Raw genomic sequence first — 21,820 nt, 5'->3', positions numbered from 1 at the left:
CCCGGAACAGCACCATGGACAGCACGCCCAACGAGGGGACCTTCACCGCCCTGCGCACCCAACTCCAGGAAGCCGCCGCCGCGTTCGCCGACGGGCCCGACGCACTGGAGGGCATCCTCCTCGGCATCGTCGACGACGTCGACCGCGCGGTGCGCGAACCACTGGAGATCTTCCCGGTCTGCCACCACTCGCCCGCCTCCGCGCTCGCCATGGCACGCCGGCTGCGCGAGAAGCAGCCCAAGGTGGTCTACCTCGAACTCTGCGAGGACATGGCCCCGCTCCTGACCGAACTGCGCAACTGCCGGCTGCCGGTCGCCGTACAGGCCTTCGCGACCAAGGTCGACGGCTTCCCCGCCGAGTGGGCCCCGCTGTCGGTCGTCGCCCCCCTCACCGAGGCATCGGCCGAATACCAGGCGATCGCCTATGCCCTGGACACCCCCGGTGTCGAACTCGTCCTCGTGGACCGCTCCTCCGACCACGTCTTCCAGTGGCAGGAGACCAAGGACGAGTCCGCCGAACCCGCCGACCCGGACGCGCCGCCCGCCGAGGAGGAGGCACTCCACGGTGACTCCGTCGGCGTCGAGATCGGCGACCTGCGCCCCCGCTTCGCCGAACTGGAAGAGCACCTGCTGCGGCACGGGCGCGTGCGGCACTGGTCGGAGTGGTGGCACCAGTACGTCGAACTGCCCCTCGGCGACAGCGACCACGACACCTACCGCCAGGTCATGCTGCTGATCGGCAGCCTCTTCCGGCGCCTCGCCCCGGGAGAGGCGCACCGGGTCCGCGTCGACGAGGACCGCGAACGGTACATGTGGACGCGGATGCGTCAACACATGACCGCGACCGGCACCGACCCCGCCGACGCCCTCTACGTGTGCGGCGCCTTCCACGCGGCCAGCCGTGTCGCCGAGTTCGGCGTCCACGGCGCCGACACCTTCGAGATCAGCCCGCCCAGCGCCACCAAGTGGCAGCACGGACTGATCCCCTCCAGCCACGCCGCGATCGAGGCGCAGTTCGGCCTCGCCGCCGGCTCGGTGTCCATCGCCGCGGCCCAGTGGGCGAAGAACCTCAGGCGCACCCGGGTCAAGCCCTACCGGCTCGCCGGGCAGACCGGCACGAGGATGCCGAAGAAGGCGGCCAGGACGCCGGCCGCCCCGACGCCGGCCGGCCAAGGCCCGGCCCCCGACAGGCTGACCGGCTTCCTGCGGCGGCCCCCCGTCCTGGACCGGTTCGACGAGGAGGAACTGCTCGGCTGGTCCGTGGAGATCGTGCGCGCCGCCCGCCGCAACGGCTACCTCGCCTCCACCGCCGACGCCATCGCGGTGTTCGAGACGTCGATCCTGCTCGCCGGGATGCGCGACCGGGCCAGACCCACGCCGTACGACTTCCAGGACGCGGCGGTCACCTGCATCGAGAAGGACACCGTGCCCGGCCGGCGCGATGTGCGCCGCCTCGTGGAGATCATGCTCGGCGGCGACCGCGTCGGCCAGGTCGGCTACGACGCCCTGCCGCCGCTCGCCCGCGACGTGCACGACCGGCTCGCCCCGCTGAACCTCAAGCTCCAGCAGCGCGGCGTACAACGGGCGTTGCTCGACATGGCGTCCCGGCCCGAACTCCAGCAGTGCTCCGACGTTCTGTGGATGCTTCGGTACCTGATGCCGCACGGCGCCGCACGCACCGTCATGGGTGAACGGCGGCTCGGCGAACGCTCCCTCCAGGAGTCGTGGGACCTGGCCCTCGGCACCCACCAGCGCGCCCTGATCGAGCTGGGCTACGAGGGCGTCAGCATCGAGCAGGTCCTCGAACAGCGGCTGCGGCGCACCGCGTACGGCCCGCAGGCCACCACGGCGACCGTCCTCAAGGCCGTCGAGGACGCCACCCTCTACCTGCGCAGCCGCCGCCTCGCCGACGAACTCGGCCGGCACGCCCTTCAGGTCCTGGCGACCGAGCGGAGTGTCGACGGCGCACCGGAGGTGCTGCGCCGGGTACGGGGACTGCTGGCCTACTACCGCACCAGTGAGCCGTCCCTGCCGGCCTGGATCGAATCCTTCGTCAAGGCCGGCTACGCCCACTACTGCACGCTGCTGCCGACGGCGTTCGCCGACGACGACGCGAGCGTCCGCCAGGTCGCGGCCATGCTGGGCTTCCTGTTCAGCATGGAGGGCCTCGCCCTCTCCCTGGGCTGCGACCGCAACCAGCTGGAACTGGCCGTCGCCCAGTCCCGCCCCGGGGAAGCGGCCAAGACGGCGCTGCTGTGGGCGGCCAGGACCCAGCTGGGGCACCTCTCGCGCGCGGACCTCAGGGCCCGCTGCGACGAACTGCTGGGCAACCCCCTGACGCTGCCCGCCTATCCGCGCTACCTCAGCGGGTTCCTGCACGCCCTGGAACCGGTGCCCGGCCTGGCCGACTTCGCCGTCGAGGCCGTCTCCCACGCCTTCGCACGCCTGCCGGACCCGGTGCTGTTGCCCTGGCTGCCGACGCTGATCACCACGGTCCGGAGCGGCGGCACCGACCTGGCGCCCCTGCTGATCCGCGAGGCCGGCCGGATCTTCCCGGGCCGGCTGGCGGCCCTGGACACCTGGGTCCCGCCGTGGCGGGCCGCCGACCCGGCGACGGTCACGGCCCGCCCGTCGCGCGACGGCACGGCCGCGCCCGGCGGTGTGCCGCTGCTCTCGGCGTACCCCGCGACCTGCGACGCGGTGGCGGACCTGCTGGGCTGCGAGGGCGGCTGGCACACGCCCGCACCCTCCCGTACCGGCGCGGTGCTGCTCGCCCGCCACCCGCGGACCGCCCGAGCCCTGGAGGAACTCCTGACCACCCCCTGACCCCCGGCAGCCCGGGCCACCACACGCCGGTGCGGTGGCCCGGGCGCGACGTGATCCCACCCGGAAGGGCGAACGGTCTGAGAACTCGGCGGCTACTGTCATACCTGGGCGGCGACGCGGCGGAAATTGCCGCCCAGGATCGCGGGTGACGGCGTCGTCGGGATATCCGCGAGCAACCAGCGCGTCTTCGACGGTCAGCAGACCTTCCGGGGGAAGGAAGTCGATCAGCCCCAACGGGTGCAGGAGTCGGGGAAAAGCTCGGGGCTCTGCTTGAGCATCGCGTTGAAGTCGTCGTGGTCGAACGGGTAGTCGGTCGACACTCCCACGTGTTCCGGGCCGACGAGTTCGACCGCGTAGTCGATGTGACGTACCAGCGCGTCGACAGAGGCGTCGTTGGGGCCGAGGAAGATCCCGACACCGGTGATGCCAACGACCCCACCCGTGGCAGCGCACTCCCTGGCCTGCTCGTCGGTGATGTTGCGGGGATGACGTACTCCGCCAGGCCGCCGCCGGTGACGTTCGACCCGAGCGAGCCCATCAGCGGGCAGGAGAAGGGCAGACCTCTGCGACATGCCGCACACGTGCCGCAGGAGACCGCGAGCAGGTAGACGGCGCCGCGGTCGCCGACCTTCCCGTCTGCCACCCCCTCGCCGACCTCGACGACCGTGCCGGAGAACTCGTGGCCGAGGATCTGCGGCACCATGGCACCGGTCAGGAGACGCGGCTTGTCCAGAGCGAACAGCAGCGACTCGGGACAGAGGAAGAAGTGGAGACCGGAACCGCAGATGCCGGCGTAGGCGTTGCGCGGCTTCACCTGTCCGGGACCGGGAACGGGCTCCGGCACCTCCTCGATGCGGAGGTCCTCTTTGCCGTAGAACCGTGCTGCCTTCATTGTTCTGCTCCATTCTCCTGACGGGGCCGGGGTCGCCGGTCACCGTGGCGGGGCCGGCGCGCACCGCCTCGCGCACTGGGAAGGCGTGCCCGTTCGGTGGTCGTGGGCGGTGCTCCTCCCGCGCCCTGGTACTGCACGGCCCGAGCGCGGCGTCGCGGTCATGGGCATCGGTCTGGCCGACCGTGTGCGCGCCCGCCCCGCTGTTGCGTCATCCGGCTGTCATCGTCGCGTGCGCCGATGCCTCGCGCCGACCGCCGGACGCGGCTGGTTCGAGAGTTCCTGCCCGCCGTTCGCGCAGTCGGGAGCCCGGTGTGTGTCCGGCAAGGGCAAGGGCAAGGGCGTCGGGTACCTGACCGGGCGGTGCAGGGCCCCTCGCACCACGGCGGTGTGCTCGAACGGCGGGCTGATCGGTCGACATCCGCGGCGAACGGCGGTGCCCGGCTCCGGCGCCCCCCGCCCACCATGGACACGGCTCACCGGAGGGATGTGAGCGGTGGACAGGGGGAATGTGAGCGGTGGACAGGGCGAAGGAGCACACCATGGACTGGCCGGCTGGTGAAGCGGCATTCGTCACGGGCGCGGCGTCCGGGATCGGCCTCGGCAACGCGCGGGCGCTCGTCGTCGCGGGCGCGAAGGTGGCGCCGGCCGATGTCGACGAAGGCCGGCTCGCCGAGGCCGCGAAGGAGCTGACGGACGCGGGCGGCACCGTGACGGCCGTACGCCTCGACGTGAGCGACGAGAAGAACCGGCCGACCGCGGCCGACCGGGTCGAGGAAGCACTCGGGCCCATCTCGCTCCTGTGCAACGTCGCCGGCGTGAACGGCGGCGGGCCGATCGAGGAGACGCCGCTCAAGATCTGGCGGTGGGTGCTCGGGGTGAACGTCGACGGCCAGTTCATCGGCGCGTCGACATTCCTGCCCCGGTTCAGAAGCCGCGGCACGCGAGCGCACATCCTCAACACCGCCTCGGTCTCCGGGCTGGTGCCGACGGCCAACGTGGGGGCCTGCACCGCGTCGAAGTTCGCCGGCGTCGGCTTCACGATGGTGCTGCGCGAGGAACTGCGGGACAGCGACGTCGGCGTCTCCCTGCTCGTCCCGGGGACCGTCGCCACCCGCCTCGACCTCACCGCCGGCGAGGCCGAGGCCAAGTGCTCGGACGGCAGCCGAACCGTGCGGTCGCCGAGGCCAACCACGCGGTACTCGCCGCGGGCGCCGATCCCGACCGAGTCGGCGAACAGGTCGTCGAAGCCGTCCGAGACGGTCGGTTCGTCATCGTCACCCACCGTGAGTGGAGGGCCCTGGTCCGCCGTACGCACGCCGAGACCGAGGATGCCTACGAGGCGTTCGACGGACGCCACGGCCCGGATCCGACCGCTCGGATGCCGGCCGGGGGCACGGACCCGGTGACAGCCTGAGCGGGGCGCGGCAGGAAGCCGCTGCGGGCCGCGCGCAGCCGTCCGCCGTGTGCCCCGGCACCCCAGGCCGTCCGCGCGGTCGTCCGGGCCGGGGCAGCGGCGATCCTGCCGACGTGATCCGAGGAGGCACGCCTCAGTGGCCGCCTGGGCCGTCGGACCGCACGGTGCGGACGCCTCCGGTCCGGGAGGCGCGTGCGCCTGTCAGGACACGGCTCACGGAAAATCCCATCGTCGCAGGCGAGGCCGAAGCCGGCGACGGCCGCCCCGCTCTCAACCTGCTCACCCCTACCGCACCCGCCCCGGCCGCAGGAGAGCGCCACGGCCCTGACCGCTCCCCGGGCACCGACGCGGTGACGGCTCCTCGCGGCCCGCCCCTCGCCTGCGATCCCTCTCCACCGGGAGCACGCCAGTCGCCCGACCCAAGCGAAGGAGTAACCCATGACGATGTCGTCCCTGCCCCGCCCGCCATTCGACCCGGAGCTGGAGAACACGCTCGGCCAGATGGCCGAAGCAGTGCCGCTCACGTTCACCGCGGAGATGATCCCGGTGGTCCGAGCCAACCCGCCGTACCAGCTGACCGACGAGGACTTCGACGCGATGGGCGTGACGGTCCGCGACGTGACGATCGCCGGCCACCAGGGTGATGACATCCTCGTCAGTGTCATCACCCCCAAGGGCCACCAGCACCGGGGCCCGGGGATCTACCACACCCACGGCGGCGGCATGGTGACCGGCGACCGCTTCGCCGGAATCCAGCACGCCATCCCCTGGGCCGTGGACAACGATGCCGTGCTGGTGACCGTCGAGTACCGGCTCGCGCCGGAGTTCCCCGATCCTTATCCGGTCGAGGACTGCTATGCGGGTCTGCTGTGGATGGCCGATCACGCGGCCGAGCTCGGCATCGACCCGGCCCGCATCATGATCGCGGGTGCGAGCGCCGGGGGCGGACTGGCGGCGGGTACCGCCTTGCTGGCCCGCGACCGCGAGGGACCGGAGCTGATCGGCCAGGTGCTCATCTACCCGATGCTCGATGATCGCGACCGGACCGTCTCGAGCGGACAGTTCGACGGTGTCGGTGTGTGGGACCGTCAGAGCAACCGGGTGGGGTGGACGGCGCTGCTGGGCGAGCGGCGCGGCACCGACGACGTCTCCGTCTACGCCGCCCCGGCACGGGCGACCGACCTGACCGGGCTGCCGCCGGCCTTCATCGACTGCGGCTCGGCGGAAGTGTTCCGGGACGAGGACGTGGCCTACGCGAGCGCCCTGTGGGCAGCCGGCGTCCAGGCCGAACTCCACGTCTGGCCCGGCGGCTTCCACGGCTTCGACCTCGTCGCACCCGACAGCGTCCTGGGACGGGCGATGCTGAACGCCCGCCGCGCGTGGGTCAACCGCCTCCTGGGCGGCTGACACCGGCAGCTCCGGTTCCGGGCGGCCGACCCCCGCGGCCGCCCGGAACCGGCACAAGCCCGCGCTGACACCCGCAGAAGTGTCCGCCGAACCCGCGAACGCGCCCACAGCGGGCACCGCCGGCCGAACCTGGGCACGCTACTGCTGCTCGCCTGGGCGCACGATCCGCGGGAGCCGCATGCGCTCGCCCGCCTGGACGCCCGGCTCGACCCCGGTACTGCGGGCGCTCGTCGAAGCGGACAGCCTTCCGGTCCGCGGCCGCCCGGCTTGGCACGCACCACTCCACCCTCCAGGCGCGGCACGACGCACTGACGCGTGAACCCGGATACGACCCGCGCACTGCTTCGGGCAAGGTCCGCTAAGAGGCCGCCGAGTTCCTCCTGCGGCTCACCGACCGGACCTCAGGAACAGCAACTGCTGAAACGTCGCTCTCTCCCGCAGTTTTCGTCCCTGTCTCTGCGCCTTCGACTCCGTGGCCGGCACACCGGTGAGCACCATGCTGACCAGGGCGAGTGCCACGAGCAGTACGAGCCGGCACCGAGCCACAGCACCGAGCGCGGCGACCGTGACCTGACGTCATTCTCGTGGACATCCACGGCCCCGCCGACCGCCCATCGCCACCTGTCGGCGTACGGACTCTTCCCCCCAGTTGAGTACGGACGAACAATCCCAGCTCTGGTCGCGGGTGGCGGCACTGCGGCAGGGATCTCGGTGGAGACCGATGTCCCGATCATGGACACTTGCGAGATGAGCCGCAGCACGTCGTCCGAACCGATCGAGCGAGGGTGGGACAAGCCCTGGTATCGGGTCCGTATGGAGGGTTTCGAGGCGTCGTTCCTGCCCAGCGACGGCAAGGACGTGGACGAAGTCTGCAACGTCGATGTCTTCGTGACTCTGGAGAATGGATCTCGTTGGACCGCGACCGTGTTCACCGTCGCGGAAGTCGAGCGCCTGATGAAACTCTGGGCAGGGACCGACGAGGCCCTCGGAGGCCGGTACTTCTGGGTCTCGGACGGCCTGATCGTCAGGGACCCGGGCGTCGACAGCATGACCGGCGTGATCGCCGGACTGATCGAGAACGGCGAGTTCTCCGAGATCTTTCAGCCGGTGATCAACGACTGATCAGGTGTTCGGCCGCCGGAAGTGACGTGGGTTGTCGGGCCACGTCGTTCTCCCGCTCGATCGCCTTGAGGCGGTTCTTGAGCCGGTAGCCGAGGCCGTTGTTGGAGATCACTTCGCAGTGATGGAGGAGCCTGTCAAGGATGGCGGTGGCGAGAACCTCGTCGCCGAAGACCTGCACCGGGCGGCCCGAGCAGGGCGGCATTCGCCTTGCCATCGACGAACGAGAGGGTGGCCAGGTCCCCATGACCTTGCGCGGATCGAGGTCGGGCTGGAAAGAGAAGTCGTATCGCGCGTCTTGTGGTGCGGCAGCCGTGAGAGCCGCAGGCCCTGACGGAAGCGGCGGTCGTCACGGACGGCGAGTTCCTCGGACAGCACCAGGTCGAGGACGCCGCGGGCAGCCGCACACGCAAGCCAAGACGGTCTCCAGTGCGAGGCAGAGGCTCGTGCCGGACAATCCGTGCTGGTAGGCAACCCGCAGATCCGCGGGCGCCGGGGACGCGCCGCTCGGTCGGGGCGACCTGGGAGCGCGGGTAACGGGCCGTACACGGTGGCGTCCATCCGGAGCGTCTTCCACAGGGCCGCGCCGAGCTGGTCGAGAGAGCGGCCGTGAGCCTCTTCCGGTGGCTCGAGCCATAGGGGCTCGAGCCATAGGGGTTCGTGAAGCGGCAGGTCGGAGCCACGGTAGTGGCCGAGGCAGATCGAGTCAGCGAGATGATGTCGTAGGCCGTCCTGGCCGGGGCGGTGCTGCCGCACGCTGTAGCGACCTCGCCGGCGCCGAGAATACGGGGGCTCGCCCGATGCCCCTGGTGCCGATGCCTGACGCAAGCCCACCCGAGTGGTGACAACCGTGGTCAAGGGCCCGGCATGGGTACGGCATTGGTGGCGTCCACGGCCTTGCGTACGGCCCGGGCGAGCCGCACGGCATCGCCGACGGACCAGTAGTGGACGAAGAACAGGCATGGTTCCTCGGTGAGATGATGGTGGTGCAGCTCGACGAGCGCGATGCCACCGCCTCGCAGGATCGTGAGGGCGGTCTGGACTTCGCCGGCGGTCATGACCAGGTCGCCGCTGAGGGCGGCCCGCCCGCCGCCCAACGGCTGGAAGTTGGCGGACGTGGTGGAACCCAGTCCGGCGGGCAGGACCAAGGGACCGTCGGTGATGGTCTCGCGGCCGACGTAGGGGCGCACCTGTAGATCCCGTCGTCAGCGGCGCCCTTGACCCCCATGGCCGTGTCGATGGCGATGGTGTCCAGATCGACCGGAGGTGCGGAACCGGCGGGTTCGGCAGGTGGCGTACCGGTGCGCTCCAGGGCGGCGCGCAGACCGCGTGCGAGGGCGACCGGATCGTGCCCGTGGGCATGCGCGTGCACCCACCAGACATCCGACTCGTGCGCGAGGAGGTGCTTGTGCAGGGCGCTCTGCATGATCCCGTGCCTGTGCAGGAGGTCGCAGAACGTCTGCAACTCGCCCTCGCTGACCACGATGTCACCCATCAACAGCGTGCTGCCGTCCGCGTAGCGGACGAAGGACACGTGTGTGCCCAGGGCGAGCGCCGGCCTGATCAGAATCCCGCGGGAGCAGACTCTGAGGTCCCGCCGCGGGAACGCCGTGTGGTACATGAACCGCCGCATGTCACCGGGCCGGCCGAGAACGCCGCGCACGTCAGCCCAGTCCGCCAGCGTGGTCGTCACCGGTTCGACGCGGGCACGGCCCTCCCGCCCGGCGGACAGGGCGCGCCCCGGTCGGCACGCCGCTGAGCACGGGCGCAAGCGCAGCCGCGCCCAGCAGACGGCGCCGGGACACGCGAGTATGTGTTCACAGCTTGGCACCCGAAACCATCTCTCAGGTGGTTTCTTCATCGCCGTTCGCCCGGCGCACGATGTGCCGAAAGCCGGTGAGCCCATCGGGAAGATGCCGCGTACTCCCAGTTGGGCACATCAACCGATCCGCGGTGTACGAACCGCTCCACCTTCCGCGCATAGGTTCAAAAAAGGCTCGCACCTTCGCATATCCAACGCGACGTGGTTTGGATCCCCCCTTGTAATCAAGGGGGCAGACCTGCCCGGTGTCCCGGAACCGAGTGGTCTCTCCGATGATGAGTGGCATGTCTTATGCACTGGATTCTTTCTTTTGGTTCATGCTGCTGACCAAAGAGCCCGGCGGGCCGCCGTGGCATCACGTGCACTGGGAGGACGCATGAATCGAACAACGCAGGGTCGTCGAGCGTCTGCGCGCCGTGGTGGGATCCGGGCCGTGCCCGCCTGTGGCGTGGTACTGGCGACAGCGCTCGTCGGAGGTCTCGCCACTTCGGCAGGGCCGGCACACGCCTTCGCGCCCGACGGTCACTGGAATGCGGTCGAAGACGCCCTGCGGCCACACATCCAGCCTCGCACCCTGAAGATGCTCTTCCACGCCGACGATGTATCGGACCATCCTCCTTACTGGTCCGACGGGCAGGCGCACTGTGACGACTTCGACCACTTCACCTACCGGCACGAGTTCCGGGTACGCGATTTCGAGCTGAAGGAGGGCGAGGAACGTCCCGACACCAAAGTGGAGCTCCGGGCGTCCCGGGGTTACTACTACGACTTCCAGACCGCCCGTTCCCCGAGGCGCGCGGCCGACCTGCAACTCCTCGGCTGTGTCCAGTACGCGTTTGACCGCGTCAATCTCGCCGTGCACCTGGCCCGCGGCCTGCTGGACACCTCCGGTAAGCAGAACCCGGCCACATTGCGCGATGTGCGCTGCCGTGAAGTGCCCGGCCGACGCTACGGCGGCACCGACGAAGAGGGGCGCTACTGGGTTCCCTCATGGAATAAAGAGTACAAAATGCGACCCTACTCAAACACGACGGAGCCGTTCTTCACCGACGAGCTGAAGCCCAACCCCAAGTGCAACGTGATCGAGCAGCTCGGCCGTGGCCTGCACGCGGTCCAGGACTTCTACGCACACAGCAACTGGGCCGACAGCGAGATCACCACGGACACACCGGACTTCGCGTACAGCAAGAAGATCGGCACCTGGGCCAATCCCAAAGGACTCAAACACACCACCCCCTTCCCCCTGTTCGACTTCGCGCGTCTGGGCGTCAAGCCGGTGGACCACAGCCAGATCCGCCCGGCCAGTCTGGCCGGTACCGGGTGGCGGCAATTCCCGCCCCGCCTGGAAGCAAAGAAGAAGGTCGGCCTGCGCAACTCACAGGACGGCCGTCTGTTCTACCTCTCACGCTTCGACGACTTCCGTCGGCAGTACCTGAAGGCCCACCGCAACCGGTATCCCCTGAGCGAGACCGCGTACAGCGGTCTGCAAAGCGGCTGCTACACGGAGCAGACCATCCTCGGCAACCGCATTTGCTGGGAAGAGAGGCAACTGGGCCACTACGGCTTCGACAACCCCGAGCGCGAGAAGGCGCCGTGGGCGCTCAGCTACCAGGTCGCCGGGCTGGCCAAGGACACGCTGACCGGAACGACCGACCGGGCCGCGGCCGACCTGAAAACCGGTGTACTGCCCCGCAACGTGAAGGACGCCGAGAACAAGCAGGCTCGCAGCAACTACGCCAACGCCGTGGCCGTCGCGACAGCCGACACCGCCCGCCAGTGGAAGTACTTTCAGGAGCGTCTCGCCGTCACCTACGGCAAGACCCGTGCCACCAAGATGATCGACATTCTCACCCACGACCAAACCGCACCCGATCACGCCTGACCAGAGATCATCGCGCCGCCTCCCCCTGCTCACGCGGCCCTGATCACCGCGGCAGTGAACCGCTCACCGTGAGCGTCAACTGGTCGGGCCCCCAACCAGAGGTCCTACTCCCAGCCATGCTGTGCGAAGAGCTGGCCACCGCCGTCCCGCAGCCGCTCACCCAGCCCGTGAAGAACCCGACCGCGGTCCCTCACGAATGGATACAACAGCCGCACCACGACCAGGTCTCGTACCCCTCCACGCGCGGCGGGGCCGGGGCGTAGCGCTCGCTCGCGTTCACCGACCCGCCGGAATCCCTTGCCGCCGCGGTAGCGCTCTTCCCACTGTTCGCGGGCGATGTACGCCAACGTGCTGCTCCCGGTGTGCAGTTCAGGGGTGCTGTGCGGCGCGGAGCCGGGCCAGGGTGCGGCGGCCGCGTTCCACCAGCTCGGGATCGCCGTGGGAGGCGCCGTAGGAAATGCCGGACACGGCGTCCAGGACGGACAGGACCGTGAGTTGGGCCTCTTCCTGCGGTGTGAAGGAGCGGCCGTATCCGTCCATCACGGCTTCCAGGAGGTCGGGGCGCCCGTGCCAGGCATCGGAGAGCCGGACGAAGTCCCGTACCGCGGGGCCTTCTTCCGACCGTTCGAAGTCGATCACGTAGAGGGTGTCGGTGGTCGCGTCCCATCGCAGGTTGCGCAGATGGAAGTCACCGTGCGTGGGCACCACTTGGTCCACGGTGGGCAGCGCGGCGGCTCGCCCGGCCGTGACCCGGATGAACTCCTCGTCCCCGGGGGCGAGATGGGGCCGGGCTCCGTTCAGATGGCGTTCCAGCTTCTCCAGGGGCGGCGTGGTACCGCCCGTCCGGGGCGGGGCGCTGGTGTGGATGGCCGCCACGAGGTGCCCGATGCGGTGGAAGATCCGGCGCTGCTTCTCGGGCGGGTGGACGGCGCCGTGCAAGGGCCGGCCTCCCACCGGGGTGAGCACCACGGCCCGTAGCGCGGCATCGGCGGCCACCAAGCGTGGCGCGGCAGCACCGAGCGCGGGCACCCACCCACGCAGGGCCGCTACCTCACGCTGGTGAAAGCGCTGATTCTGATGGATCTTGACATACCACTCGCCGCCCTCGGCGCAGTGCGCCCGCCAGACGCGGCTCTGCTCGCGAGCCCAGGAAACGTCCGTCCAGCCGGTGATCCGGCCCACCGCCCGCTCGGCGAAGGCGCGCACCGCGTCGTCCGGGCCAGTGCCGTGGCTGTCGGTGCCGGGGCCGGGGACAAGGACCAGCCGGTCGAGGGCCGGGTCGTAGGCGATCGGATCGCCGGGTCCCTGGAAGTGCACGCCCATGCCTGCGCCGGACCGATAGGCGTCCAGCCCGGACCGGCAGTACGCGACCATCGGCTCCGGCAGCTCGTCGAACGTGAACCAGCCCATCCCGTCACATACTTCGGGCTCCATGACCTGCGGGGTGCCGTGCCAGCGCCGCACCTCGAAGAAGACCCCGATCCGTGCTCCTCCGGCGGGGGAGCGGTGGTGAACGGTGACTGCGGAACGCACGTCTGCCGGGTCCACGACGAGGCCGGTTTCCTCAAGAGCCTCCCGGACCAGCGCGGTGACGACATCCTCGAAAGGTCCGTCCACGTGACCGGAGGGAAGGTGCCAGAGCCCCGATGCGTAGACACCGCCCGCTCGGCGTGACAGCAGCACCTCGGGGCCGCGCTCGCCGTCCCGGACCGCGAGCAGGTGCACGTCGACCGGCACCATGTGCCGCCCGCCGCTCACGTGCCGCATCCCGGACGCCGGACGAGCAACACGCTGAACCCGGCGTCCCCGACCACCACCGCGCCGACGCCGCGTCGGCCGAGGTTCCGCCGCGCCCAGGCCGCCATGTGCCCGACCCGCTCCACGCCGGTGGCCAAGCCGGGGTCGGTGATGGCTGCGGCGACCGCGAGGCAGACGCCGGGGCCGGACCCCGGCTCCAGGCAGCGCAGATCCGGCGCGAGCCCGAGGGCCTGGGGAACTTCTACGGCGGCGGGGGCGCAGGCGGACATGGAGGTCATGTGACCGCCCGCCACCGACCCCCGGCCATGTCCGCCAGGGAGATCGCGCCCGCGATCCGCGCGTTCGCCGGGTGCACCTGGGAACGGTTGGGAACGGGCGACGATCTCGGGCACGATGGCGACCGATGCGGCCTGATGCAGCACGGTGAGCGCACCCAGCAGCAGCGCGACCGCGTACAGGACGGGCACGGACGGCACGCCGTGGTCCAGCAGCCCGGCACCACGGAACACCACCGCGGCCGCGGCCAGACCGGTGCCGACCATGATCCGCTTCTTCGGATACCCGTCACCGCCCACACCGCCGGGCAGCGCGAGGGCGAACGCGGGCATCGTCGCCGCGGCGGCCGGCAGCGACGCCTGACCGGGAGGGGCGCCCAGCTTCAACCCCGCGATGACCGGGAGCGCGACACCGTGGGCCGATGACCGCGCCAGGGTCACCCCCCCCGGCCCAGTACGCGCGGAACGACCGGTTCCCGCACAGAGCAACGCCGGGTCCGGGTACCCCGATGCGTGACGCGGTCTCGCTGCCGGCGCTGCCGGCCGTCATGAACGCTTCTCCGGCCGACGAGCCGGAGTGGGCCACCCCAGCTCTGTGTAGATCCGACCCACTCGGATCCCCTCGATCGCCGCTCGCGCGTAAGGGACGAGTTGCGCAGGCAAGTCCGTGACATGCCACCACCGCCAGGCGAGGCACTTGTCCGGCTCCCTCACCTCCGGCGTGCCCTCCCAACGGCGCGCACGGAAGACCATCTGCATCAACGGCTGCCCGCCTGGGGCGTCCACGACATGAAGCACATGCAGCAGTTCCACGTCCGCGGGATCGATGACCAGACCCGCTTCTTCCCACGCCTCCCGGATCAGGCACGTGACAGCGGACTCCCGCTCGCACCGCCCCGCCAGGTAGTGCCACAAGTTCCCCGCGTACGCCGAGTCGGGGTGGCGCAGGCCCAGGAGCACCCGGCCCTCACCGTCTTCCAGGTGGAGATGGACGCCGATGCCATTCAGCACGGTCCGGCTGCCCTCGGTCCACGGGACTTTCGGCGGCTTGATGGTGTCATCGCTGCCTGGTTCGACTTGCGTCAACGCGTTCCCTCCCGGGCGTGGTGATGGTGTCGGTGTGTTCAACGACGCCGCCACGATTTCGAACACGCGCTCTTTCGGACGCGTTGCGCGCGCCGGAATAGAGCGGTTGTCCGAAGATGCGCACTGCATCGACCCTTGCCGCACATGGATACCGCCCCCGGGTGGGTTGGCCGAAACGCCGATGCTCAGGCATCACGGCTGTACGCGGTCAAAAGACGCCCGTAGTAGCCGATGCCTCACCCCTCACACGTCCAAGGCGGCCGGCAGGCCCAGGGGCATGACCTGGAAAGAGTCGTAGAAGGCGTACCCCACGCCCCGAACACCGTGTGCGGGGGCCAGTGGCCGGTCCGACGACGTCGAGGTCCCCGGCAGCCCCATCCCGCAAGGGCCGATCCTGGAGCCTGCTGCTGGAGGACCGGGTCCTGCTGGTCGCCGCGGTGTACTGGCGCACGAACCTCCCTCTGCGCCAGTTCGCCACGCTGCCGGGGATCTCGAAGTCCGCGGCCAACCGCATCACCGACGACCTTGGGCCCTCGCTCGGCCTGCGGCCACGCAAGTGATTCCCCAAGGACACGATGCCGATCGTCGACGGCACGCGGGTGCCCCCGCGTGACCGCCGAGCAGCCGCAGAACTTTCGGTACCCCACAAACCAACCAGGTCGTCATCGACGTCGGCCCCCGACTCGTCGTCGACGCCATGCCTGGCATCGCCCGCAGCGCAACCTCACCGTCGCGCGGTGACAGGGAACAAGCAGGAGGCACCACCATGCGACAAATCATTTACGGGACAACGCCAAGGAGCGCGGCAAGCCCCGTCGGGGCAGGGTGACCAAATCGGTCCCCTGCCCCGACGGAGCTCGGTGGGCCGGGCGGCGGGTTACCTGCCGCCCGGCACAGGTCGGTACCGTGTGCGGTGCTCCCCGACTCAGCCGAAGTTCACGTCGCTGCACCACATGTAGGCCTGGTCGAGGTGCGAGGCCTGCCAGATCACGAACAGGATGTGGTGTCCGGAGTAGCCGGAGGTCTGTACGGGGAACGTGATGTCCTGTGCCGGGGCGAAGCGGCCGGTCTGCGTGATGAAGTCGAGGTTGCCCCAGCCCAGGGTCTGGGTCTTGGGGTTGAAGCCCTGCTTGCTCACGTAGACCTTGAAGTAGTCGGCACCGTGGGACGCCTGGTCGTACAGGTGGACCGAGAAGTTGTTGCCGACGGTGGTGGTCTTCCACGCCCCGGGCTTGTCCAGGCTGGAGTTCCTCGAGAGGTTGTTGCTGCAGAGCGTCCCGTCGGGGGTCCGCGCCTGGAACTGGCCACCGAGGCCGTCGCGGAGCGCGCTCATCCAGTTCCACATGGTGTCGGGGTTGGCCTGGAAGGCCTGCCAGCACATGGGGTCCTGGGTCTGCATGGCCGGGTTCGTGTGGTTGCTGCCCCACGTCTTCCAGCACTGGTACGCGCGGGAGGCGGGGTCGACGATGGTGCCGTGGGCCTGGGCGGGTGCCGACCAGGTCAGTGCGCCGACAACCACGGCGAACAGCATGGCGAGCGCCTGGAGAGGCCGGCGGAGGGGCGACCGCGAACGCCCGGTTAACGCACTCTGGTTGCGCATGTGGGGGGGAACTCCTTCCAGTTGCAAGGCTGTTATGGGAGCGCTCCCAACGGTAGGACGTCTGAGTGAGATGTCAATGAAACGAACAGAGTTGATCACAAGGGCGGGCGGCGAGCAGGGAAACTCCCGGGAGCCGGCAGCCGGCAGCCGGCAGCCGGCAGCCGGGAGCCGGGAGCCGGGGGCCGGGGGCCGGCCATGAGCGAGGGCACGGTGATAGCACACGTCACCCCCGCCCTCGCCAAGCTCGGCCTGCCCAACCGGGAGTTCGCGGTCGATCTCGGCGTTCGACAGGCCGCTGGCGGTGGTTCGTACCACGTCGTTCTCCCGGCTCGTCAGCGCCGACAAGCGTTCCCAGGCGGGGGTCGCGTCGGCCGACTCCAGCCCGGCGAAGATGTCGATGAGCCGCTTGGTGATGCGCGGCGTGAGCACCTGATCGCCTCGACGACCCGCGCCAATGTGCCACTGACGACGACCGTGCTCCGGCAGGCGGCAGGCGGCAGGCGGCAGGCGGCAGGCGGCAGGCGGCATGCGGCGAGTCGGCGCCGACGCCCGCCGAGCTGGAGCGGTTCGCGCGGTGCCGGGCGTCGACCGGGGCGCCGCGAGCCGCGACGTGCTCGCCGATCTCATCTGCGCCGGCAGATCACCCTGCTGTACGCCACAGGCGCCGACCCGGACAAGGTGCGGGCCGGTATCGAGGCGGCCTTCCGGGACACCGGCCGGATATGACCGTCACCGACCGTGGGTGCGGGGCAGGGGGAGAGGAAGTCGGCGGCTCTGAGCGCTTGACTTCTTCGAGCTTAGAAGCGTTAATGACGTCTTTGTCAGTTCACCTGACCGTTTCGATTCGCCTTGCGAACCGGGCCGTTCAAGTCCCGCTTCGCGAGCCCGACTTCATCGTCCTGGTGAAGCGCAGGCACACACTGGCCGCCGACGAGACGACCGGCTACGGGCCACGGACCGGATGGGAAGGGCGGCCTGGGCACGTCCAGGCCGTCGTCTTGCACCCTGAGTCCGGACAACTGACCTGCGGAGTCGCCCCGTGAGGGCGAGGCCGATCTGATCGTGGCGCAACACCGCGACGGCCCCACCACACCATCACCGTCGCCTTCCAAGGGCACCAAGCCCGTTTCGTTGACGTGGCGCAGGTGTGACTCGCTTCGCGTGCTGGGTCTCGTTATCCGCCGCGCCTGGCGCACGAAGATCGCGGTCTGGGTTGACCGGGTGCTTTCCGGCCTGAGCGACCGTGAGCATCCCAGGGTCCCGGAGGAGCGGCGGCGCGAGCAGACCGCCATCGAGGCGGAGAACTATGTCCGGCGGCGAGATCAGGCGTGCACGGAGCAGGCCTGCCGGGATGCCGTCCGTGCGCCGCCGCGGTGGCCGCCGCGTGTGCCACCGGCTCGGCGTCGACACCGGTGTACTGCCGTGGATGCCGAGCCGAGGGTTTCACGGCAGAGGGAGCCGATGGCCCTACCCGTTCCGGAAGCAGTGACCGTCGCAGGTGTAGTCCCACCAGGCTCCGCAGCCGCTCGGGATCCGTTCGCAGGAAACCCGGTACTGGCAGTGCGTTCCGATACGGCAGAAGTCCGACGCGTCGGCACAGCTGCAGTACTCGGCCCTGACCGGGACCGGCTCGGCCGGGCCGAGAGACGCCATGACGCGGTAGGCCTCGTCGGCGCCGAACGCCGCGATCATCTGCCGGCTCATCTCCTGGTCCGCCCGGACCCGTGCGTCCGACTTGTCGCTGCCGAACACCGCGTCATCGGAGATGTAACGCTCCAGGTCGGCGAGGGCCCGCTTCTGCTCCGAGGTCGTGGGCGGGTGGGCGGCCCGGTAGCTCGCGACGTGCTCGCGCCACAGGCGCGCGCGGGTGGAGGTTGGCAGCGCGGCGTGGATGGCCCTGCGGTAGTCGGGCGAATAGGCGATGATCTCCCGGTATGTCTGCGGCAGCCGGTCCCGGTGGGCCGTCACCCACGCCGCGGCGGCGGAACGGCGTTCCTCGGCGAAGGCCGGCGCCCTTCCGGTGAACAGCAGGCCCCCGGCGACGGTGGCCCCGGCGCCCAGGCGGAAGAACTGCTTACGGCTGAACCGCTTCGTGTCATCGGCGGGGCTGACCAGCGGCTGATGGATCTGCTCGCGCAGCCGGCCGAGAGCGCTCAGGACCCGGAAGGTGGCGCGCACCCCGAGACGACGGGTGAGGGGAAGGGCCATGCGGTGCGAAGTCCATGCGCGAACCCGCCCGTCCTCGTCGGCACGGATAAGAGTCGGTGCGAAGGGGGCGCCGGAGCCGAAGGCCACCGCCCGCCACTCCTTCATCCGCGGGTTCTCGAGTGGGAGCACCTCCAGCCTGTCGGCGCAGGCAGCGGCGACCGCCTGTGAAATCTCTCCGCAGGTGCGGCACGATCCGTCGAAACCGAGTACCCAGCGCGTTTCACTTTCTGGTCGTGCTGGACGTGCCTCTCTTTCCCTCATATGTCTTGTTCCTCCTTTGATCAGGACACGCGGACATGCGCCCCTTATCGGAGATGAGGCCCTGTCAGATTAGCGTCCCCTTTGATGGAATACTTCAGAAAGCTTTCAAAAAGAGGGACTTAGTACAGATAGTAAGATTTATAGGTTATTCTTCCTCGGTCTTCGTGCACCTCGTCCTCGCGGAGATCGGCCTGTTCCGACGAGCCAAGCCCGCGCAGCGCCCGGAGCCGGTCGGCGCGGATCACGACCCGGTGCGCCTCGCGTAAGGCGGCCTCCCGCTCTGCGACGGCCACGGCCTCGGTGGTGATAGGGCATTAACAGGTCGTTGTCTCCCGTTGTTCCATCCCAGAATCCGTGGTCGGTGCGGCTTTGCGGGGGTGCGCCAGGAGATGGTGTTCTCGTTGGTGAGGCGGTGGGCCATGAGGTCGGTCATGGCAAGGTGGATCACGGCTCCGGAGGGGGCGGGCAGAGTCTCGTAGTCGCGGGCCAGGCGGCGGTGGAGCATCAGTCACCCATTAGCTGGTCACGCTCGGGATGTGGTGCCGGGGACGAGAGCGGCGCCCGGCAACAGTACGGTGGCAGCCGCAGCGAGCTCGCGTTCGGCGAAGGCCAAGACCAAGGCCAAGGCATGGCCGGTGTCGGGAGGAAGCGGGTACGGGCGGTGTGCTCACGGCAGTGCTCGCGTACGCCTCCCACTGGGGGTGGGTGTTGCGCTCCCGGCAGGCGTCGCACTCGTCGTCGCCGGACAGCGACACACCCGGCGGACGGACCGTACGGCGCGGGGGGAACCGCCGTCGGCGTCGCTCTGGAACTGCTCGCCGGTGCGGCGTACGCCGTCTGTTCCCACAGCGCCGGACGCCTCATCCGCCGCCGGGCCTCCTCCCGTTCCGTGATGGGGATGATGTTCGGTCTGGACGGCCTCATGCTCGTGCCCGTTCTCGTGGTCACCTGAGGACCGCTGTTGAGCACGCGCTCGGGGTTGTTGGTGGCCGGCTATCCGGCACTGGTCCCCATGGCGCTCGCCCACCTCCTCTTCGGGCGGGGCCTGGGCCACGTCACGGCGAGCACGGCGGCCACCCTGATCCTGCTGGAACCGGTGATGGCCGCGGTGTTGAGCGTGGTGGTCGCGGGCGAGCACGTGGACCCGCTCGGGTGGGCCGGGATCGTCCTGGTCGGTGTCGGCTTACTGATCCTCGACGATCGTGAGTAGGGTGCGGATGCGCCTGTTCTCGTCCAACAGGCGGATGGCACACATGAATTGAGGGATGACGACCATGACAGCCACCGAGTCCGCAGCCAACCGGGACGAACAGACCACGGAGAAGATCGACGCCGGACAGTTCTTCCAGTGCGAGCTGCGGGTGGGACGTGTGGTCGAGGTCGAGGACTTCCCCGAGGCCAGGAAGCCCGCGTACAAAGTGGCCGTCGACTTCGGTCCGGCGGGCGTCCTGCGCACGAGCGCACAGGTCACACACTACGACCGCGATGTGCTGAAGGGCCGGCTGGTCGTCGGCGTGGTCAACCTCAAGCCCAAGCGGATCGCCGGCTTCCGGAGCGAGTTCCTGCTGCTCGGGTCGTTCGACGCCAAGGGCCGGGCCCAGCTCCTCACTCCGGCGCAAGGGGCGACGCCCGGAGACCTCGTGGGCTGAGGCGACCCTTCGAAGGACAAAGGTCCCTTCCGCGACGGCGAAGAATCGCAAGTGTGAGTCCAGCTGATCGCGCGAGTGCCGTCTTCCCACGGCGCAACCGCGTCAGCCCTCTCATGTACGCGCCGCGCGAGAAGCAGAATGTCCCGTCACCTCTTCCCCTTGGAGTCCGTGGCCGAGGGCCACGCAGACAAGACAATCGCCCAGATCAGCGACACGATCCGCGAAGCGCTCCCGGGGCTCGTCCGCTTCGACGCGGGAGAGAGGGTCCGATGGCCCGCCTCGCGCCCGAGACGTCGCTGACTTGGTCGACGGCGCCGTCGTCACCGTCGACCAGCGGGCGCTGCCGCACGAGTACCGCCTACTGCGCATGGAGATCGTCGGTCAAGTCACCGATACGATACGGGGCTTGGCGGTCCGCGTGCCCCGGCCATCGGGCTCGCCGGTGCGCTGCGAGTCGCGCTCTCCGCCCATCTGCATCCTTCTGGCGCCGCCGGGACCGGCCTGGGCGAGGAGGGCGTGCGCTACGACGCCGCACGGCTGGCCGAGGCCCGTCCCACCGCCGTCAACCTCGCCTGGGGCGTCCGCCGCGCGCTTGCCCGCCGGGGTGTCCAGGCCCTGGCCGCTCGAAGTTCGCAGCGATCCGCTGCTGGATGTAGTCGCCCGAGGTGATCGGCGGATAGCGGCCCTCCGGGCCCTCGATCACCACGTCACGGTCGGCTTGCGCGAAGAACGCGATGCTGTGGCGGGCCGACCGGTCCTCGTCAGGCCCCGGCGACCTGACCCGGTGGAAGTTCGACGGGAGCCGGTCGTCACTCCACCGCATCAGCATGTCCCCGATGTTGCAGGTGATCACGGAGTCCGCCGGCTCGACCGGCGTCCACTCCTGCGCCTCGGCCTCCTTACCCGGGCACACCTGCAGCCCGCCCTGCCCGTCCCGCTGGAACAGCAGCGTCAGGCAGTCGAAGTCGGTGTGCGCCCCGGCCCGCCACACGTTCGCGGGAATCACGGCGTCGTCCGGCACGGCGAAGTAGTGCAGCATCCGCAGGGTCGACTGGTACCGCGGGCTCACCGGGTCGTGGGCGCGCGCGAAGAACCCCTCGGGCAGCCCCAGCCTGTCCGCGAAGCAGGACAGCACCCACATCGCCAGATCCCGGCAGCGCGCTTCGAACGCCAGCACGCGCTCTTGGAACCCCGGCAGCACGTCGTCCGGCCACAGCCCCTCCATGTGCGGGCGGGTCACCTGGTACGACTCCTTCTGGTCGGGCGTCCCGGTCGAGGGGCGCACCTGGGTCATCGACTCCCAACCGGAGTTGAGCCCCTTCTTCAAGGCGTGCCGCGCCTTGACCTCCTCCGGCAGGGCGAAGAAGGCCTCGGCGTCGGCGAACGCGCCGTCCACGACGCCGGGTTCGATGCCGTGGTTGACCAGCTGAAAGAAGCCGATGTCGGTGGCGGCGGCCCACAGTTCCCCGGTGATCTCCGCCTTGCGGCGCTCGCAGTCGGTGAGGTCGATGCGGCGGACCTCCCGGGCGGACGTCTCCGTCCCGGCCCCGCCCATGCGGGACTCCTTGGCCAACTCGTCGAGTGTGTACGTGGTGTTCGCCATCGCGGCTGTTGCTCCTCTG

18 protein-coding genes and 4 pseudogenes are annotated in these 21,820 nt (G+C 69.8%); 9 read left to right on the top strand and 13 right to left on the bottom strand.

Features of this window, described 5'->3' with window-relative positions:
* Positions 1-14 precede the first annotated feature (14 nt).
* Positions 15-2,825, top strand: a complete 2,811-nt coding sequence (locus tag Srubr_RS13635; RefSeq protein ID WP_189996984.1) for a DUF5682 family protein — start codon at positions 15-17, stop codon at positions 2,823-2,825.
* Between the two features lie 224 nt (positions 2,826-3,049).
* On the opposite strand, the gene Srubr_RS13630 is transcribed toward Srubr_RS13635, so the two are convergent.
* On the bottom strand, positions 3,050-3,397 hold the full coding sequence (locus Srubr_RS13630; protein ID WP_229926767.1) for a membrane dipeptidase: 348 nt from the start codon (positions 3,395-3,397) through the stop codon (positions 3,050-3,052).
* Positions 3,370-3,717 (bottom strand): annotated as a pseudogene (locus tag Srubr_RS13625) (alcohol dehydrogenase catalytic domain-containing protein); the annotation flags it as partial. The pseudogene Srubr_RS13625 and the gene Srubr_RS13630, both read right to left, overlap by 28 nt.
* A gap of 539 nt (positions 3,718-4,256) precedes the next feature.
* Between Srubr_RS13625 and Srubr_RS13620 the strand changes: the two are divergent.
* From Srubr_RS13620 to Srubr_RS13610, 3 genes are all read left to right on the top strand, one after another.
* Positions 4,257-5,123 carry an SDR family oxidoreductase gene (locus Srubr_RS13620; RefSeq protein WP_203855020.1) on the top strand — a complete coding sequence of 289 codons (867 nt, stop codon included), beginning with the start codon at positions 4,257-4,259 and terminating at the stop codon, positions 5,121-5,123.
* Between the two features lie 446 nt (positions 5,124-5,569).
* Entirely contained in the window at positions 5,570-6,538 is a 969-nt protein-coding gene (locus Srubr_RS13615; protein ID WP_189996983.1) for an alpha/beta hydrolase, read from the top strand.
* A gap of 747 nt (positions 6,539-7,285) precedes the next feature.
* A complete protein-coding gene (locus Srubr_RS13610; protein ID WP_189996982.1) occupies positions 7,286-7,660 on the top strand; it encodes a hypothetical protein in 375 nt (124 codons plus the stop codon).
* Here Srubr_RS13610 and Srubr_RS41670 read toward each other — a convergent pair.
* The 3 genes and pseudogenes from Srubr_RS41670 to Srubr_RS13600 all read right to left on the bottom strand — a co-directional run.
* A pseudogene (locus Srubr_RS41670) lies at positions 7,650-8,044 on the bottom strand (ATP-binding protein); the annotation flags it as partial. The gene Srubr_RS13610 and the pseudogene Srubr_RS41670 overlap by 11 nt on opposite strands.
* A gap of 467 nt (positions 8,045-8,511) precedes the next feature.
* Positions 8,512-8,805 carry a DUF1259 domain-containing protein gene (locus Srubr_RS40650; RefSeq protein ID WP_229926766.1) on the bottom strand — a complete coding sequence of 98 codons (294 nt, stop codon included), beginning with the start codon at positions 8,803-8,805 and terminating at the stop codon, positions 8,512-8,514.
* The gene (locus tag Srubr_RS13600) at positions 8,712-9,350 is read right to left on the bottom strand and encodes a DUF1259 domain-containing protein (protein ID WP_229926765.1); all 639 of its coding nucleotides are present in this window, start codon (positions 9,348-9,350) and stop codon (positions 8,712-8,714) included. Before Srubr_RS13600 ends, Srubr_RS40650 begins: the two co-directional genes overlap by 94 nt.
* Before the next feature lie 562 nt (positions 9,351-9,912).
* Here Srubr_RS13600 and Srubr_RS13595 point away from each other — a divergent pair.
* Positions 9,913-11,361: a hypothetical protein gene (locus Srubr_RS13595; RefSeq protein WP_189996981.1), complete on the top strand. Its 1,449-nt coding sequence runs from the start codon at positions 9,913-9,915 to the stop codon at positions 11,359-11,361.
* A 369-nt stretch (positions 11,362-11,730) separates the two neighbouring features.
* Here the strand turns inward: Srubr_RS13595 and Srubr_RS13590 are convergent, their stop codons facing one another.
* From Srubr_RS13590 to Srubr_RS13580, 3 genes are all read right to left on the bottom strand, one after another.
* Entirely contained in the window at positions 11,731-13,119 is a 1,389-nt protein-coding gene (locus Srubr_RS13590) for a phosphotransferase (RefSeq protein WP_229926763.1), read from the bottom strand.
* Positions 13,116-13,781, bottom strand: coding sequence for a protein-L-isoaspartate O-methyltransferase family protein (locus tag Srubr_RS13585; RefSeq protein WP_189996979.1), 666 nt, complete (start codon positions 13,779-13,781; stop codon positions 13,116-13,118). The genes Srubr_RS13590 and Srubr_RS13585 overlap by 4 nt, the downstream gene beginning before the upstream one ends.
* Positions 13,782-13,940: 159 nt before the next feature.
* Positions 13,941-14,480 carry an NUDIX hydrolase gene (locus tag Srubr_RS13580; RefSeq protein ID WP_230426660.1) on the bottom strand — a complete coding sequence of 180 codons (540 nt, stop codon included), beginning with the start codon at positions 14,478-14,480 and terminating at the stop codon, positions 13,941-13,943.
* 377 nt (positions 14,481-14,857) lie between these two features.
* On the opposite strand from Srubr_RS13580, the pseudogene Srubr_RS13575 reads away from it, so the two are divergent.
* Positions 14,858-15,171, top strand: a pseudogene (locus Srubr_RS13575) (transposase family protein); the annotation flags it as partial.
* Positions 15,172-15,405: 234 nt separating this feature from the next.
* Here Srubr_RS13575 and Srubr_RS13570 read toward each other — a convergent pair.
* Entirely contained in the window at positions 15,406-16,080 is a 675-nt protein-coding gene (locus tag Srubr_RS13570; protein ID WP_461792044.1) for a lytic polysaccharide monooxygenase auxiliary activity family 9 protein, read from the bottom strand.
* 195 nt (positions 16,081-16,275) lie between these two features.
* Between Srubr_RS13570 and Srubr_RS13565 the strand changes: the two genes are divergently transcribed.
* Positions 16,276-16,806, top strand: a complete 531-nt coding sequence (locus Srubr_RS13565; protein ID WP_189996976.1) for a hypothetical protein — start codon at positions 16,276-16,278, stop codon at positions 16,804-16,806.
* Positions 16,807-17,547: 741 nt separating this feature from the next.
* On the opposite strand, the gene Srubr_RS13560 is transcribed toward Srubr_RS13565, so the two are convergent.
* The 3 genes and pseudogenes from Srubr_RS13560 to Srubr_RS40645 form a co-directional block, all read right to left on the bottom strand.
* The gene (locus Srubr_RS13560) at positions 17,548-18,288 is read right to left on the bottom strand and encodes a bacteriocin fulvocin C-related protein (RefSeq protein WP_189996975.1); all 741 of its coding nucleotides are present in this window, start codon (positions 18,286-18,288) and stop codon (positions 17,548-17,550) included.
* A 380-nt stretch (positions 18,289-18,668) separates the two neighbouring features.
* Positions 18,669-18,842 carry a hypothetical protein gene (locus Srubr_RS13555; protein WP_189996974.1) on the bottom strand — a complete coding sequence of 58 codons (174 nt, stop codon included), beginning with the start codon at positions 18,840-18,842 and terminating at the stop codon, positions 18,669-18,671.
* Between the two features lie 86 nt (positions 18,843-18,928).
* Positions 18,929-19,057 (bottom strand): annotated as a pseudogene (locus tag Srubr_RS40645) (IS5 family transposase); the annotation flags it as partial.
* A 453-nt stretch (positions 19,058-19,510) separates the two neighbouring features.
* Here Srubr_RS40645 and Srubr_RS40640 point away from each other — a divergent pair.
* On the top strand, positions 19,511-19,759 hold the full coding sequence (locus Srubr_RS40640; RefSeq protein ID WP_229926761.1) for a DMT family transporter: 249 nt from the start codon (positions 19,511-19,513) through the stop codon (positions 19,757-19,759).
* A 64-nt stretch (positions 19,760-19,823) separates the two neighbouring features.
* Positions 19,824-20,198 carry a tRNA-binding protein gene (locus tag Srubr_RS13545; protein ID WP_189996973.1) on the top strand — a complete coding sequence of 125 codons (375 nt, stop codon included), beginning with the start codon at positions 19,824-19,826 and terminating at the stop codon, positions 20,196-20,198.
* Between the two features lie 562 nt (positions 20,199-20,760).
* Here Srubr_RS13545 and Srubr_RS13540 read toward each other — a convergent pair.
* Positions 20,761-21,801, bottom strand: a complete 1,041-nt coding sequence (locus Srubr_RS13540; protein ID WP_189996972.1) for an isopenicillin N synthase family dioxygenase — start codon at positions 21,799-21,801, stop codon at positions 20,761-20,763.
* Between the last annotated feature and the right edge of the window lie 19 nt (positions 21,802-21,820).

Origin of the sequence: Streptomyces rubradiris (assembly GCF_016860525.1) — a bacterium.
GTDB classification, from domain to species: domain Bacteria; phylum Actinomycetota; class Actinomycetes; order Streptomycetales; family Streptomycetaceae; genus Streptomyces; species Streptomyces rubradiris.
Note: the sequence above shows the minus strand (reverse complement) of the source record. Positions and strands in the feature narration are given on the sequence as shown.

Bases quoted from the DNA above. Each gene is read 5' to 3' on its own strand.
- Srubr_RS13635 (WP_189996984.1), top strand. From the start codon at position 15: ATGGACAGCACGCCCAACGAGGGGACCTTCACCGCCCTGCGCACCCAA.
- Srubr_RS13630 (WP_229926767.1), bottom strand. From the start codon at position 3,397: ATGTCGCAGAGGTCTGCCCTTCTCCTGCCCGCTGATGGGCTCGCTCGG.
- Srubr_RS13620 (WP_203855020.1), top strand. From the start codon at position 4,257: ATGGACTGGCCGGCTGGTGAAGCGGCATTCGTCACGGGCGCGGCGTCC.
- Srubr_RS13615 (WP_189996983.1), top strand. From the start codon at position 5,570: ATGACGATGTCGTCCCTGCCCCGCCCGCCATTCGACCCGGAGCTGGAG.
- Srubr_RS13610 (WP_189996982.1), top strand. From the start codon at position 7,286: ATGAGCCGCAGCACGTCGTCCGAACCGATCGAGCGAGGGTGGGACAAG.
- Srubr_RS13570 (WP_461792044.1), bottom strand. From the start codon at position 16,080: ATGCGCAACCAGAGTGCGTTAACCGGGCGTTCGCGGTCGCCCCTCCGC.
- Srubr_RS13565 (WP_189996976.1), top strand. From the start codon at position 16,276: ATGAGCGAGGGCACGGTGATAGCACACGTCACCCCCGCCCTCGCCAAG.
- Srubr_RS13560 (WP_189996975.1), bottom strand. From the start codon at position 18,288: ATGGCCCTTCCCCTCACCCGTCGTCTCGGGGTGCGCGCCACCTTCCGG.
- Srubr_RS13545 (WP_189996973.1), top strand. From the start codon at position 19,824: ATGACAGCCACCGAGTCCGCAGCCAACCGGGACGAACAGACCACGGAG.
- Srubr_RS13540 (WP_189996972.1), bottom strand. From the start codon at position 21,801: ATGGCGAACACCACGTACACACTCGACGAGTTGGCCAAGGAGTCCCGC.